General features: G+C 73.6%; 10 protein-coding genes. 5 read left to right on the top strand and 5 right to left on the bottom strand.

What is annotated here, in order from left to right:
* Positions 1 to 1,528: 1,528 nt before the first annotated feature.
* The 4 genes from AB0L06_RS34335 to AB0L06_RS34350 all read left to right on the top strand — a co-directional run bounded on the left by AB0L06_RS34335 (position 1,529) and on the right by AB0L06_RS34350 (position 8,245).
* Positions 1,529 to 3,355, top strand: a complete 1,827-nt coding sequence (locus AB0L06_RS34335) for an ABC transporter ATP-binding protein (protein ID WP_500235402.1) — start codon at positions 1,529 to 1,531, stop codon at positions 3,353 to 3,355.
* Complete coding sequence (locus AB0L06_RS34340) at positions 3,352 to 5,136, top strand: ABC transporter ATP-binding protein (protein WP_500235325.1); 1,785 nt, start codon at positions 3,352 to 3,354, stop codon at positions 5,134 to 5,136. The genes AB0L06_RS34335 and AB0L06_RS34340 overlap by 4 nt, the downstream gene beginning before the upstream one ends.
* A 559-nt stretch (positions 5,137 to 5,695) precedes the next feature.
* Positions 5,696 to 7,009, top strand: a complete 1,314-nt coding sequence (locus tag AB0L06_RS34345; RefSeq protein ID WP_500235326.1) for a hypothetical protein — start codon at positions 5,696 to 5,698, stop codon at positions 7,007 to 7,009.
* 66 nt (positions 7,010 to 7,075) lie between these two features.
* Positions 7,076 to 8,245, top strand: coding sequence for a winged helix DNA-binding domain-containing protein (locus AB0L06_RS34350; RefSeq protein WP_500235327.1), 1,170 nt, complete (start codon positions 7,076 to 7,078; stop codon positions 8,243 to 8,245).
* 39 nt (positions 8,246 to 8,284) lie between these two features.
* Here AB0L06_RS34350 and AB0L06_RS34355 read toward each other — a convergent pair whose 3' ends face one another.
* The 5 genes from AB0L06_RS34355 to AB0L06_RS34375 all read right to left on the bottom strand — a co-directional run bounded on the left by AB0L06_RS34355 (position 8,285) and on the right by AB0L06_RS34375 (position 13,318).
* Entirely contained in the window at positions 8,285 to 9,460 is a 1,176-nt protein-coding gene (locus tag AB0L06_RS34355) for a hypothetical protein (RefSeq protein ID WP_500235328.1), read from the bottom strand.
* 184 nt (positions 9,461 to 9,644) lie between these two features.
* On the bottom strand, positions 9,645 to 10,988 hold the full coding sequence (locus tag AB0L06_RS34360) for a sigma-70 family RNA polymerase sigma factor (RefSeq protein WP_500235329.1): 1,344 nt from the start codon (positions 10,986 to 10,988) through the stop codon (positions 9,645 to 9,647).
* 256 nt (positions 10,989 to 11,244) lie between these two features.
* Entirely contained in the window at positions 11,245 to 11,508 is a 264-nt protein-coding gene (locus AB0L06_RS34365) for a hypothetical protein (protein WP_500235330.1), read from the bottom strand.
* A 59-nt stretch (positions 11,509 to 11,567) separates the two neighbouring features.
* Positions 11,568 to 12,791 (bottom strand): hypothetical protein, encoded by a 1,224-nt coding sequence (locus tag AB0L06_RS34370; RefSeq protein WP_500235331.1) that lies wholly within the window; start codon positions 12,789 to 12,791, stop codon positions 11,568 to 11,570.
* The gene (locus tag AB0L06_RS34375) at positions 12,788 to 13,318 is read right to left on the bottom strand and encodes a sigma-70 family RNA polymerase sigma factor (protein ID WP_500235332.1); all 531 of its coding nucleotides are present in this window, start codon (positions 13,316 to 13,318) and stop codon (positions 12,788 to 12,790) included. The genes AB0L06_RS34370 and AB0L06_RS34375 overlap by 4 nt, the downstream gene beginning before the upstream one ends.
* Before the next feature lie 69 nt (positions 13,319 to 13,387).
* On the opposite strand from AB0L06_RS34375, the gene AB0L06_RS34380 reads away from it, so the two are divergent.
* A complete protein-coding gene (locus AB0L06_RS34380) occupies positions 13,388 to 14,494 on the top strand; it encodes an acyl-CoA dehydrogenase family protein (RefSeq protein WP_500235333.1) in 1,107 nt (368 codons plus the stop codon).
* Position 14,495 lies beyond the last annotated feature (1 nt).

Genomic DNA, 14,495 nt, shown 5'->3' on the forward strand with positions numbered 1-14,495 from the left:
GAACGTCCTCGCCCCTGGGAAGGTCCCGCAGAAGCCAAAACGCCCGCCGCCATCAGTCCGCGGGCGTCCGTACAAACGATCGAGAACCACGACTGCAACCGACTGGACCACCGTATCACCGGATCCGCGCAAATCGCAGGAGCCACAGCCTTTCGTTCGCCGCTCCGAGCGGCATCGACCGGAGCGACTCATCGGGAGAACACCTGACGTACATCCGTCGATCCGAGTTCGGTGCTTGTTCGGTGCCGAGGGGCGCGGGGATTTCCGCTGGCCACCCCGGAGATTCGCACGATTCCGGACGCATGGGACGGCGTCCGGGCGGAGTGCGGAAGGGCGCCCGGAAGCGGCTTGCCAAGCGGACTCGCCGATTCGTAAACATCGGATAGTTCCGCCGAGAGCGGAGCGGGCGCCGGCAGGGAGCGCCCGCGGGCGCGGAAGCGACCGGGTGGTCATGTTCCAGGGGGCTCCGCGCGGGTCGCCGAGGACCCGATCGGCCCGGCGTACTAGGAGATACCGAACCTCCGGAACCTCTGGAACCTCCCGAGTCGCACCGGCATCACGACCCGATATCGGCGGATGGTCCCGATGCTCTTCCGGTGCGGCCGCACTCCGTCCGCCCGGGACGTCCGGCGGTGGCACTCACGGAGGTGTCGTGGAGCGCGAGGAACCTGTCCCCCACGGAACATTTCTAAGGACATAGCGGGCAATTTTTATGCGTTGACGACGAGTTCCACTCATGCGCGCGCATGCCGGAGGCCTTCCCATCGAGGCGTGCACGGCGGTTGTCCTCACGGTGAACAAAGAAGTCGGCGGCGTTCGCCATTTTCTCGACGTCAAGAAGAGCGTCCGAAGGGCCACTCGGCCGCCGCCCCGATTACCCCTCCAACACTTCACCGAACAACCCGGCGCGGGCCACCGCCGCACATTGACCTTCTCGGCGCGAGCCGCCGGGCATCCCGTCCCGGGCGCCGGAGCCGGTCGGGCCGTCCCCCCGGACGACCCGAACCTCGCACGTCAACACCGGCAAGGCGGGACGGGCCGTCCACGATAGGACCCCTCGGCGTCCGGGGCGCCTGCAGCCCCTACCGGGTGGGCGATCCAGGGCTTCGAGGGGCGTGGGCGAGGCCTCCGGGGGAGGCCGCCGGCGCCTCGCGGCGCGCGGGCCGGGGCGATCAAGCCGGGAATACCCGATACGCCCGGATGGTAGGGATAGTCGCGCCCCACAACCCTCCGGACCCAAGGAGCCCTCGTGCCAGCAGGCTCGTCCCCACGCGGAGCCTCGTCCCCCGAGCAAGCCACAGTTGAAGCCACAGCCGCCCCGGACGGCACCGCCGCCCTCAACGGCGCGGCGGTGCCCGACGTCGCGCAGGAGACCCGCGCCACGGTCGACGACGACGCCGCCGCGGCCCCGGACGACGGCTCCGCGGCGGCCCCGGACGACGGCTCCGCCGTCCCGGAGTCGGCCTCCGGCGATGACGGGCTGGGGGCCGGCGGAGCCTCCTCGACCGGGCAGATCCTGCGGGAGGGGATGCGGGTCCTGGGGGTGGCCATCCGGGCGGAGCCCCGGGTGTTCACCATCTCGGTGCTGGCCAGCGCCCTGTACGGGGCGATGACCGTCGGGACGGCGCAGGCGCTCGGATGGGCCACCCAGCACACCGTCCTGCCCGCGTTCGACAGCGGGCACACGACGGCGGGGGCGCTGACCGGGGCCGCGCTGGTGATCCTCGGGGTGGCGTTCCTCAAAGCGCTCGGCGTGGGCGGACGGCGCTTCTTCGCCGGGCTCATGCAGTACCGGATGCAGGCCCGGTACCGGCGCGCGGTCACCCGGCAGTACCTGAGGCTGCCGCTCGCCTGGCACCAGAAGCACCCGACGGGGCAGCTGCTGTCGAACGCCAACGCCGACGTCGAGGCGGCGTGGGCGCCACTCGCCCCGCTGCCGATGGCGGTAGGCGTGGTGTTCATGCTGCTGATCGCGGCCGTGTCGATCCTGCTGACCGACCCGGTCGTGGCGATCGTCGGGTTCCTGGTGTTCCCGGCGATCGCACTGCTGAACGTGGTGTACCAGCGGCGGCTGGCGCCGGTCGCGACCCGCGCGCAGCAACTGCGCGCCGAGGTCAGCGAGGTCGCGCACGAGAGCTTCGAGGGCGGGCTGGTCGTCAAGACGCTGGGCCGCGAGCAGGCCGAGACCGAGCGGTTCGCGACGAGCGCCGACGCGCTGCGGGACGCCAACATCGCGGTCGGACGCGTCCGGGGGATGTTCGACCCGGTGCTGGAGGCGCTGCCGAACCTGGGGGTGCTGGCCGTCCTGCTGATCGGGTCGGTGCGGCTGCAGTCGGGCGCGATGACGGCGGGCGACCTGGTGCACGTGGCCTATCTGTTCACGCTTCTGGCGTTCCCGATCCGGTCGCTGGGCTGGGTGCTGGCGGAGGTGCCGCGCAGCGTGGTCGGCTGGGACCGGGTCCGGTCCGTCCTGGACGCGGGCGGGTCGATGCCCTACGGCGAGGCCGAGCTGAAGGCGGGGGCGCCCGCCGCGCTGCGGGTCGAGGCCGTCCGGTTCGGGTACGAGCCGGCGGACGGCGCGCCCGCGGCGGACGTGCTGCGGGACGTGTCGTTCGAGGCGTCCCCCGGCCGGACGGTCGCGGTGGTCGGGCCGACGGGGTCGGGCAAGTCCACGCTGACCTCGCTGCTGGTGCGGCTGGTGGACCCGGCGGACGGGTCGGTCCTGCTGGACGGCCTGGACGCGCGGGACGTCCGGGCGGGCGGCATCGCCGCGACCGCCGCGCTCGTCCCGCAGCAGACGTTCATGTTCGACGACACCGTCCGCGGCAACATCACGCTCGGGCTGGACGTCCCGGACGAGCGGGTGTGGGCGGCGCTGCGGCTGGCGCAGGGCGACGGGTTCGTCGCGGCGCTGCCGGACGGCCTGGACACGAGGATCGGTGAGCGGGGCGCGACGCTGTCCGGCGGGCAGCGGCAGCGGCTGGCGCTCGCCCGCGCCGTCGTCCGCAGGCCGCGGCTGCTGGTCCTGGACGACGCGACCTCGGCGGTGGACCCGCAGGTCGAGCAGCGGATCCTGGCGGGGCTGCGGGAGTCGGAGGAGGGCGGCGCGGCGACCGTGGTCGTGGTCGCCTACCGGAAGGCGACGATCGCGCTGGCCGACGAGGTGGTGTTCATCGAGCACGGCCGCGTCGAGGCCCGGGGGACGCACGCGGAGCTGCTGGAACGCTCCGAGGGCTACCGGAACCTGGTGAACGCCTACGAGCGGGCCGAGGCCGAGCAGGAGGCGCTCGACGCCGAGGCCGAGGCCGACGCCGAGAGTGTGGAGAAGAGCGGCGGAGTGGGAGAGCTGGCATGACGGCGCTGAGTGAGTCCGCCGCGAGCGAGAGCGCGCTGAGCACGCTGCGGCGGGGGCTGCGGATCAGCCCCGAGTTCCGCGTCGGGCTGGCCGGGACGCTGCTGCTGGCGCTGATCGCGACGGCGGGCCGGATCGTGGTCCCGGTCGCGGTGCAGCAGGTGGTCGACAAGGGGATCGGGAAGAACGGCGCGCACCCGGACCTGCCGTTCATCCGGACGGCGGTGGCGCTGTGCGCGGTCGGCGTGCTGATCACGGCCGTCAGCGCGTACCTGATGAACGTCCGGCTGTACAAGAGCAGCGAGACGGGGCTGGCGGCGCTGCGGGTGCGGGCGTTCCGGCACGTCCACGACCTGTCGATGCTGACGCAGAGCGGGGAGCGGCGCGGCGCGCTGGTGTCCCGGGTCACCGGCGACGTCGACCAGATCAGCCAGTTCATGCAGTTCGGCGGGCTGATGATCATCGTGTCGGCGGGGCAGCTGGTGGTGGCGAGCCTGCTGATGGCGGTCTACTCGTGGCCGCTGATGCTGCTGGTGTGGGTGTCGTTCGTGCCGCTGGCGTGGGCGCTGCGCCGGTTCCAGCGGATGATCTCCGGCGCGTACACCAAGGTGCGTGAGCGCACCGGGGACCTGCTGTCGGTGGTCAGCGAGAGCGTCGTCGGCGCCGCGGTGATCCGCGCGTACGGCGCGGAGGAGCGCACCGCCCGCCGGGTGGACGAGACGGTCGACGCGACCCGGGCGGCGCAGACGCGCGCGCAGAGGCTGATCGCGATGACGTTCCCGTCCAGCGAGCTGGTCGCGGCGCTCGCGACGTCCGCGGTCGTGGTGTGCGGGACGCTGCTCGGCCTCGGCGGGCACCTGACCGCGGGCGAGCTGATCGCGTTCCTGTTCCTGGTGACGCTGTTCGTGTCGCCGATGCAGACCGCGACCGAGGTCCTGAACGACGCGCAGAACGCGGTCGCGGGCTGGCGGCGGGTGCTGTCGGTGCTGGACACCGAGCCGGACGTCGCCGACCCCGGCGCGGACGGCGAGACCCTGCCGCGCGGCCCGATCGAGGTCGAGTTCGAGCGGGTCGGGTTCGCCTACCCGGGCGGTCCGCCCGTCCTGCACGAGGTGGACGCGCGGATCGCGCCGCGCACGCGGATCGCGATCGTCGGCGAGACCGGGTCGGGCAAGACCACGTTCGCCAAGCTGCTGACCCGGCTGATGGACCCGGTCGAGGGCGAGGTCCGGGTGGACGGGGTGCCGCTGCGGCGCGTCCGGTTCTCCTCGCTGCGGGAGCGGATCGTGATGGTGCCGCAGGACGGGTTCCTGTTCGACGCGTCCCTGGCCGACAACATCCGGTACGGCCGCGCGGACGCCTCGGACGCCGACCTGCGGCTCGCGCTCACCGAGCTGGGCCTGGCGGACTGGCTGGACGGACTGGCGCAGGGCCTCGCGACGCCGGTCGGGCAGCGCGGCGAGTCGCTGTCGGCGGGCGAGCGGCAGCTGGTCGCGCTGGCCCGCGCCTACATCGCCGACCCCGACCTGCTGGTGCTGGACGAGGCGACCTCGGCGGTGGACCCGGCGACCGAGGTCCGCATCCAGCGCGCCCTGGACGGCGTGACCCGCGGCCGGACGGCCGTGTCGATCGCGCACCGGCTGTCCACGGCCGAGGCCGCGGACGAGGTGATCGTGTTCGACCAGGGCCGGATCGTCCAGCGCGGGCCCGCGTCCGAGCTGGTCAAGGTGCCCGGCGTGTACGCCGACCTGCACGCCTCCTGGGTCGCCCAACGCAAGATCTGACCGCGCCGCCCGGCGCGGAGTCTGACCGTCCCGCCGCAGGGTCTGATCGCCGTGCGGCGCGGGTCTGATCGCCGCGCGGGGCGGAGTCTGACCGTCCCGCCGCGGGGTCTGATCGCCGCGCGGCGCGGGTCTGATCGCCGCGCGGCGCGGGTCTGATCGCCGCGCGGGGCGGGTCTGATCGCCGCGCGGGGCGGAGTCTGGTCGCCGCGCGGGGCGGAGTCTGACCGTCGCGTCGCGCGGGGCTGAGCCGTGGGGTGGGGCGGGGGCCGCGAGTGGTCTTGTGAGATTGCTCGCGGGGCTTTGCGGTGGGGGTGCTCGCCGGCGGGCGGGGCTGGGGCCTCGGGGCCGCCGGGGACGGGGCTCCGGGGGCCGTGCCGTGGGCGCTCTCGGGCCGTCTGGCAGGGGCTTTCCGCCGTCCGGCGGGGAGTTCCCGGGCCGTCCGGCGGGGGCTCCGACGCCTGCGTGGCAAGGGGTTCGGGGGGTGTCAGGCGGGGTACGGCCGTGTCGCGACGCGGGAAAGCACTTGCCCGATATCTGGTCGAGTGCGCATTCTGCTGGGGTGAACAACGAGGTCGTGGTGGAATCGGCGAGCACCCTGCACGGGCAGCTCCAGCGTGGACTCGGCAGGGCGGCGCGCCGTGCCGCCGAGCGGCGCGGCGCTGGCGAGTACGTGTACGACTGTCTCCGGCGGGACCCGAGATGGGACCGCCAGTGCGAGTCGCGCGGCCTGTACTACGCCCGGTTGATGGTGGATCTGGAGCTTCCGGTCGGTCCGGTCGCCGACCACCTGTTCGACCCGGCCGACCACCTGGACGAGGACGGCCGCTGGCAGGGCCTGCGGGTCGGGCTGGCCCTGGAGACGCTCGCGGACCTGGTCCGGCTCAGCCGCCGCGAGGCCGCCGAGCCGCTGCGCCGGTACGCCCACGAGGGCGCGCACTGGTTCGAGGCCCTGGAGCAGCTCGTCAAGCTGCGGGATCCGGCGCTGACCTGGGATCTGGACGATCTGGTGGACTCCCACTGCGACGACCGCGACCTGGACGATCTCGTCTGGGACGTGGGCAACCCCGTCCTGGAGATGTGGGCGGCGCGGAAGCCGCGCGTCGCGGCGGCGCTCGCGAAGCAGCGGGAGCGGAAGGCGCGGCGTCCGGCGGGACGCATGCGCGACCCCCGGGACCGCTTCGCGCGCGCGGGAGGGGCCGCCGGGGTGGGCGGCGGTGAAGGCGGGCCCTCCGACACCGAGTTGGTCGAGCTGGCCCGTCAGGGCGACGACACGGCCATCGCGGCCCTGTTCGAGCTGGGCCGCAGGCGCGTGCCCGCGTTGCTGGACCTGGCCGAGGAGCTGCTGCCGCAGCGCAAGCCGCGCTGGATAGGCGCCGTGGGACGGGCCGTCGAGTTCTACGGCCCCGAGGCGCTGCCTCGTGCGCGCGTGTGGGCGGCGTCCCCCGGTCCTTGCTCGTACGTCGGTCTCCGCATGGTCGCCAACCACGGAACCCGCCAGGACATCCCGCTGCTCATGGACGAGCTGACCGACGCCCTCGACCGGGAGGACTGGGGCTCGGCGGCCGAGCCCGTGGAGGGTCTCGGCAGGCTCCGCGCGGGTCAGGCCGTCCCGCTGCTGAAGTCCGCCTGGTCCGACTCCGAGTACGCGTTCCTGCGCCGCCGCATCCTGACCGCGCTGATCCGCACCGCGCCGCACACCGCCGAGTCCTACACCGTCGAGGGCCTGTGGGACTGCGAGGAGCCCGTCCGGCAGACGGCGGCGGAGTTCGCGCCGATCACCGAGGAGACGCGGACCCGGCTGCAGCGCCTGGCCCAGGACGTCCCCGAGAGCCCGGAAGTGCGCGCGTCCGCCGCCGCCCGTCTCGCCCACTGAGGCGGCCCCGGCGCGGGTCCGGCGATGATCGGGACGGGCGTGGCGGCGCGCCACTAGACTTCGCTCATGCGTTCGATCAGCACCGCCGAGCGGCGCGCCCGGCTCGGCCTCCGGCACCGGCTCGCCGCGGACGGGCGCACCGACGATCCCGTGGCGGTCGCGCGGTCCCTGACCGCGTTGCACGCGACCGATCCGGCGACGGTGTTCCTGCAGGTCGCGGCGCGCAGCCGCACCGCTGAGCCGACCCACGTCGAGCAGGCGCTCTACGACGACCGGACGCTGCTGCGGCTCCTGGCGATGCGCCGGACGATGTTCGTCGTCCCGACCGACTTCCTGCCGGCGCTGCAGGCGGCCGTCGGCGACCAGCTGGCCGTCAAGCAGCGCCGCGCGTACGGCAAGCACATGGCGGGCGCGGGACTCGGCGACGGCGACCTGGACGGCTGGCTCCGCGACGTCGAGGAGTCGACGCACCGGGCGCTGCTCGAGCTCGGGGCCGCGACGGGCGCGCAGCTCAGCGCGGCCGAACCGCGGCTGCGCAGCAAGGTCGTGCTGGCCCCCGGCAAGTCCTACTCGACCACGACCGGCATCACGACGTGGGTGCTGGTCACGCTCGGCTGCGAGGGACGGATCGTCCGGGGCCGTCCGAACGGGTCGTGGGTCAGCAGCCAGTACGTGTGGTCGCCGATCGAGACGTGGCTGCCGGGCGGCGTGCCGTCCATGCCGGTGGACGAGGCGCGCGCCGAGGTCGTCCGCCGTTACCTGCGCACGTTCGGCCCGGCGACCGCCGTCGACGTCAAGTGGTGGACGGGCTGGACCGCGGGCGAGGTGAGGAAGGCGCTCGCCGGGCTCGACACGGCCGAGACCGACGCGGGGCTCGTCCTGGCCGACGACCTCGAGCCGGTGCCCGCGCCCGAGCCGTGGGCGGCGCTGCTGCCCGCCCTCGACGCCACGCCGATGGGCTGGAAGGAACGCGACTTCTACCTCGCCCCCGGGCACGTCCCGGCGCTGTTCGACCGCAACGGCAACATCGGGCCGACGGTGTGGTGGGACGGGCGGATCGTCGGCGGCTGGGGGCAGGACGCGGGCGGCGAGGTCGTGTTCCGGTTCCTGGAGGACGCCGGTTCGGACGCCGAGGCCGCCGTCGCCGCCGAGGCGGAGCGTATGTCGGCGTTCCTCGGCGGCGTCCGGATCACCCCGCGGTTCCGAACGCCGCTGGAACGCGAACTGGCGTCCTGACCGGGCACCCCTTCGCGAGGCGATCGCTTGTCGGAGGCGTCAGGACTCGTCGCGCTCGCCGGGGGATGCCCCCTGATGGCGCGGGCGGCCCTGAGCGGGCCGGTTCGTCCATCCCGCCTGCCGGACGATCTTGTACCGCCACCGGTCTCCGGGGCGCAGGCCCGCGTCGCGCGTGCCGGGGGGCACGACGACCTCCTGGCCGACGACGAGCCGCCCGGCGCTGGGGTCGATGAGCAGTTCGGAGTCGATCGTCCCGTGATCGGGGGTCGTCATGCGCAGCGCGACGCCCTGGCGGGGCCGGCCGGTCGCGTCGGTCGCCGTCACGAAGCGGACGCCGCGCAGGCCGGCCAGCAGCCGGTAGGTCGCGGCGCGGACGTCGTCGTCGATCGGGACGTCCACGAGAAGGAACGACGCGCTCCGGTACAGGTACTCGTCGGGGTTCGGGACGCGTCGGTGATCGGCCTGCACCGCGTGGTTGAGGAGCGCCGCCCGCAGTTTCGCCGGGTCGGCGGGGAGCCCGGCCGCCTCGTCGGCGTCGAGGTCGAGACCGGACTCGCCACCCTTCGTGCCCGGTCCGGAGGACCGGTCGGGCTCCCTGGCGCGCAGGTCGCGGGAGCCGGGCCTCCCGTCCGCCTCCCACTCGGCCTCGTCGGCCGCGCCGACCGGACGCACGGTGACCCGGTCCCCTTGCCACCGCAGGCTCCGCGCCTGGTACTTCTCCCCGGCCCGCCTCCCCTGGGCGTCCCGCGCCGGGAGCGGGTCGCCGGCCGAGGCGAGGACGTGGTCGTCCTGCTCGACCCGCACGGCGTACCTCACGCCGGGGCGGGCCGAGGAGCGGACGACGACGGTCTCGCCGAGCAACGACCTCTGGTACCAGAGCCTCCCCGGGCCGTGGGAGTCCGGCATGGCGTCGGCGGCGGCGAGGAGCAGCCGCGCCGCGTCCCCCTTTCGGTACTCCACGGGCTCGGCCCCGTAATACGGAGGGGCGTCCCGGAAGATCCCCGTGAACTGGGACAGCGCCGTCACGCCTGTCACCACGACGACGCCGAGCAGGAGTCCCTCCTTGGAAGGCCTCCGGAGGGCGAACGTCCGGCGGCGGCCGCCGTCCTCCCCGGCCTCGTGCTGGTCGCCGGTCAGCGCGTGCGCGGCCCGGATCTGACCCGGCGACCTCGCCTCGGTGGACTCGGTGAAGCTGTCTCGCGCTTCCTGGTTCACGCCGGCATCCCTCTTCTCATCACCTTCTCAGACGCGCCGGGCCAGGCCCGCTATGCCGTCCCGGCGAAGAATCGGGAGGACGTCCGGGACCCGGCCGCGGGCGCTGGGCCGACACTGGTAGTTGGCCGCGACCCGCTCGCTGTTTCACGGGAATGTCGCCGAGGTGCAGAGATGTCCGCTGATCTCAGGGTTCGTCCGGCCCGGCGGGAGGAGGTTCGTCGGCGGGCAGGAGGCTTTCGGCCGACTGGTTCGTCCAGCCGGCCTGCCGGACGATCTCGTAGTGCCACCGGTCCCCCGGGCGCAGGCTCGCGTTGCGCGTGCCGGGGGTCACGACGACCTCCTGGCTGGCGACGAGGCGTCCGGTGCCGGAATCGATGAGCAGCTCCGAGTCGACCGTTCCGTACCTCTTCGTGGTCGTGCGGAGCGCGACGCCCTGGCGCTGCCGGCCGTTCGCGTCGGTCGCCGTCACGGTGCGCACGCCGCGCAGGCTGGCCAACAGCCGGTAGGTCGCGATGCGGACGTCGTCGTCGATCGGCTCGTCCACGAGAAGGAACGAAGCGCCGCGGTAGAGGTACTCGTCGGGGTTCGGAACGCGCGTGTGCCCGACCTTCACCGCGTAGTTGAGCAGCGCCGCCCGCAGTTTCGCCGGGTCGGCGGGAAGGCGGCGCGCACCCTCGACGCCGAAGTCGAGAACGGGCCCGCCTCCCATCTCCGGTCCGATGGAACGAGACGGTTCCCCGACGTGAAGGTCACCGGCGTCGGGCTTCCCGTCCGCCTCCCACTCGGCCGCGTCCGCCGCGCTCGCCGGACGCACGGTGAGCTTGTCTCCCGGCCAACTCGCGCTCAGCACCGGGAACCTCTGTCCACCCGGCGCCGCATGGGAGGTCGGCTCCGGGAGCGGCTTGTCGGGCGAGGCGAGGACGTGGTCGTCCTGCTCGACCTGCACGGTGTACTTCACGCCGGGCCGGATCGGCGAGCGGACGACGACGGTCTCGCCGATGGACGACTTCCGGTACCAGAGGCTCCCCCGGCTCGGGGACTTCGCCGTGCCGTCGGCGGCGGCGAGGGCCTGGGCGACCTCGGGGTAGCTCAACTCCCCCAGCGCCACCAGCAGGAGGACGTCGCGGTCCCCGTGGGCGAGTCCGGCGAGGGCGGCGCTGAGCCTGCCGTCCCCGGCGGCGACGGCGCTCACGACCCGGTCCTCATGGCCTTCGGAGACGTCCCGGTTCTCCAGCCGGGCCATCGCGCGGTAGCGGCGCGACTCGCTGCGGCGGTGGCGTCCGATGAGGTTGGTGGCGATCCCGTACAGCCATGGCCGGGCCGAGTCCCGGGAGACGTCGAACCTCCCGCGGCCGCGGAACGCGATCAGGAAGGTCTCCGCGGCGATGTCGTCGGCGGCGTCGGCGCCGAGCCTTCGGTCCACGTATCGGTGGATCTCCGCGTAGTGGCGGTCGAAGATCTCGGCGAACCGCTCCGGGCGGGCCCGGGAGGCCGCGATGATCCCGCCGTCGGACGCGTCCACCGTCACCGGCGGCGCGTCCCGTCCTGCGACCTGCTCATCACGGCTCCTTCGTGGGGGGGAGGGGGGTTGACACCCGTATTTGCCCGCTCCCCGTCCGCCCCTTCTCAGGAGTTCCGTTTTCTCGCGCCCCCACGCGGGCGCGGTTGTCCAGTGATTCGTCCGTGGCCCTAATCGCTGGGAGGCATGGGCGTCCCCGTGCGATCTTCGTAACGCGCGGGGCGGCGGGCCGGGCCCTTCACCGGCTCGCCGCCCCCGACACGTCTCAGGAGGGCCGGGCGGGTTCGCGGGCGGTCTTGGCGGCGCGGTCGATGAGGCCGGCGATGACCTGGGCGGTCTCCGGGGGCTGCTTGGCCAGCCAGTTCAGGACGGCGCGGTCGTAGTCGCCGAGTTCGATGTCGTACTGGGCGCAGACCGCGAGCAGGAGGTCCTGCGTGCGGGCGCGCATCACGCCCCGCTTCCCGTGGGAGACATAGATGTCACGCACCTCGGTGTAGGCGTCGTTCTCGGTCTCGTAGGGTCCGCTCATCTCACCTCTCCGTTCGCTTCACCCATTCTTCGCCACAGAACGATTCTTGTTCCGCTAGATCACCGGACCTGGCCAAGCTGCATACCGTCACCGTTCTGCCAGAGCAGCCACCCGCCCGCCGCGAACACCCGGCCGGGCCAGATGATCTGGCGGCCGGTGCGCAGGTCGTAGACGAACGAGCCGACGCGTCCGCCCGAGTCGGTCGCGGTGTAGGCGATGACGTGGTCGCCGACGGTCAGCTGCCCGTCCTCGCCCACGTCGAGCGCCTTGGGAAGTCGCAGCGACGGCCCCGCCTCGTGGTGGTTCAACCCGAGGGTGAGGAGACTCCGCCCGTTCACCCAGACGGACGTCGTCGTGTTCGCGGCGGTGTACAGCAGAGGGGAGCCGTCCTCGGTCAGCCTGATCGGACCCGCCCCCTTCGGAAGCTGATCGACCACCGCGATCCGCGGCGGGGTGTACGGAAGGGTGTACTCGACGACGCGCCCGCTGCTGGGCACGGCGGTGACCAGCAGCGAGCCCCGCAGAGCGAGCGGGGTGGCCTTGTTGAGCCGAAGCGTGTTGTTGAAACCCTCGGTCCGGTTCCTGACGGCCGCCGGGTCCGGGCACCCGCCGCTCACCTGGAGGGTCCCGGTGGGCGCGCTGACCACCGCGTTGCGGCCGTCCGTCCAGACGCCGCGGGTGCGGGAGGCGGGGGCGTAGGACGTCACGCGCTTCCCGCGGGCGTCGACGCACATCAGCTCACCCCGCGAGTTGATGAGCACCCGCGCCTGAGGGGACATCGCGGACGCGACGGGCGACCCGATCTCGTGCTCCGCGTGCTGATAGGTGTCGGGCGCGTCCAGGCGCTTCGGCGAGGGCACGGGCGGCTTGCGCACGTCGGTTCCGCGCGAGGGCCCCAGGAGCCACACCTGGTTTCCGAGCCGGGCCAGGAAGGATCCGTCGGGGGCCAGCGCCATCGGCGTCGCGGGCACGTGCGCCTTCGCCGCCGGAAGTTGGAAGGGCCCTGTAGGGCCCGTCAGGTCTTGTGGGTTGCCCTGGGCCTTGACCAGGGGCCCGGAACTCGCGAGGGTCGGAGCGGCGCCGTGGGCGCGGCCGCCGGTCGTGAGGGCGACCGGGATCGCGACGGCGAGAACGGACGCGACGGCGCCGGCCGTGAGCGCGTACCGGCGGCGAACGGACCGGCGGACGCGGCGGTTGTTCTCGGTGGCGGCGTCCGGGGTGGGCCGGACGGTCGCGGCCTGGGTCGCGAACGCCGTTCTGAGACGGTCCTCGATGTCGTTCATGCCGACTCCTTGAGGTGCTTGCCGAGCGCGGCGATGGCGCGCGACGCGTGGGCCTTGACGGTGCCGACGGCGATGCCGAGGGCGTCGGCGGTCTCGCGTTCGCTGAGGTCGAGCCAGTATCGGAGGACGAGCACCTCGCGCTGGCGGCGCGGGAGGGCGTCCACGGCCCGGAGCAGTTCGCGGACGTCCTCGCGGTCCACGGCGGCGGACTCGGGGGTGCCGGACGCGGTGGGGAGGGTGACCATCTGGGCGTGTTTGCGGCGGGCCATGCGCAGGTGGCGGAGCCTGCTGCGGGACGCGTTGCAGACGGTGGCGCGCAGGTAGGCGAGCGCGGCGTTCGGGTCGCGGAGGAGGCGGCGTCTTCGGTGGAGGCGGACGAAGGCGTCCTGCGCGACGTCCTCGGGGTCGTCGGCGCCGAGCAGCGCGGCGAGCCGGACGAGGCCCCAGAAGTGCGCCTCGAACAGCTCGTCGTACGGCACCCCCGGGACGGGCAAGGCGACGTCCTCCGCCATCAGGTGTTGGATCACGGACCAGAGACGAAGCAGGCGGCCCGGGGTTTACCGTAAACCCAGACTTTTCGGAGAGGGGTGCGGCCGATGGCGTTGCCCGAGTTGGAACCGGGGGTGCTGCCGCCCGAGGCCGAGCGGCTCCGGGGGGACGTGCGGGGGTTCCTCGCGGCGGCGGAGTTCGAGCCGCGCGTCGACTCGTGGCTGACCGGCGCGGATCCGGGCTTCAGCCGGGAGCTGGGCGCGCGCGGGTGGCTGGGCATGACGCTGCCGGTCGAGTACGGCGGGCGGGGACGGTCGGCGCTGGAGCGGTTCGTGGTGATCGAGGAGCTGCTCGCGGCGGGCGCGCCGGTCGCGGCGCACTGGATCGCGGACCGGCAGATGGGCCCGAGCATCCTCGCGAACGGCACGGACGAGCAGAAGCGGGCCTTCCTGCCCGCGATCGGACGCGGCGAGTGCTTCTTCGCGATCGGGATGAGCGAGCCCGACTCGGGATCGGACCTGGCGTCCGTGCGCACGCGCGCCGAGCGGGTGGACGGCACGTGGCGGCTGACCGGGACGAAGGTGTGGACGAGCGGCGCGCACCTCGCGCACGCGATGGTCGTCCTGGCGCGGAGCACGCCGGGCGCGACGCGGCACGAGGGACTGAGCCAGTTCATCGTGAGGCTGCCGGGCGACGGCGTGACGATCCGTCCGATCCCGGGGCTGTCGGGTGAGCACCACTTCAACGAGGTCGTGTTCGACGGCGCTCCGGCGGAACTGTTCGGTCAGGAGGGGGACGGCTGGCGGCAGGTGACGGCGGAACTGGCGTACGAGCGGTCCGGTCCGGAACGGTTCCTGAGCACGTTCGCGCTGGTCAGGCTCGTGTGTTCGCTGACGCCGGGGGTCGCGTCCGGACGGCTTCTCGGACGCCTGTGGGCGCTGCGGCAGGCGTCCCTCGCGGTCGCGGGGGCGCTCGCCGCCGGGCGCGCCCCGGACCTGGAGGCGGCCCTGGTCAAGGACCTCGGGACGCGGTTCGAGCGCGAGGTGATCGACGTGGCGCGCGAGCAGCTCGGTGTCGAGCCCGACCCGTCGTCCCCGGACGTGGCGGCGCGGCTGCTGGCGCAGGCCGTCGTGCAGGCGCCCGGGTTCACGCTGCGGGGCGGGACGAACGAGATCCTGCGCGGCATCGTCGCGCGCGGCCTGGGGGTGCGCTGAC

The organism is Spirillospora sp. NPDC052269 (assembly GCF_040679435.1).
In the GTDB taxonomy this organism is placed as follows: Bacteria; Actinomycetota; Actinomycetes; order Streptosporangiales; family Streptosporangiaceae; genus Spirillospora.

Bases quoted from the DNA above. Each gene is read 5' to 3' on its own strand.
- AB0L06_RS34380 (WP_500235333.1), top strand. From the start codon at position 13,388: ATGGCGTTGCCCGAGTTGGAACCGGGGGTGCTGCCGCCCGAGGCCGAG.
- AB0L06_RS34365 (WP_500235330.1), bottom strand. From the start codon at position 11,508: ATGAGCGGACCCTACGAGACCGAGAACGACGCCTACACCGAGGTGCGT.
- AB0L06_RS34335 (WP_500235402.1), top strand. From the start codon at position 1,529: ATGCGGGTCCTGGGGGTGGCCATCCGGGCGGAGCCCCGGGTGTTCACC.
- AB0L06_RS34370 (WP_500235331.1), bottom strand. From the start codon at position 12,791: ATGAACGACATCGAGGACCGTCTCAGAACGGCGTTCGCGACCCAGGCC.
- AB0L06_RS34340 (WP_500235325.1), top strand. From the start codon at position 3,352: ATGACGGCGCTGAGTGAGTCCGCCGCGAGCGAGAGCGCGCTGAGCACG.
- AB0L06_RS34350 (WP_500235327.1), top strand. From the start codon at position 7,076: ATGCGTTCGATCAGCACCGCCGAGCGGCGCGCCCGGCTCGGCCTCCGG.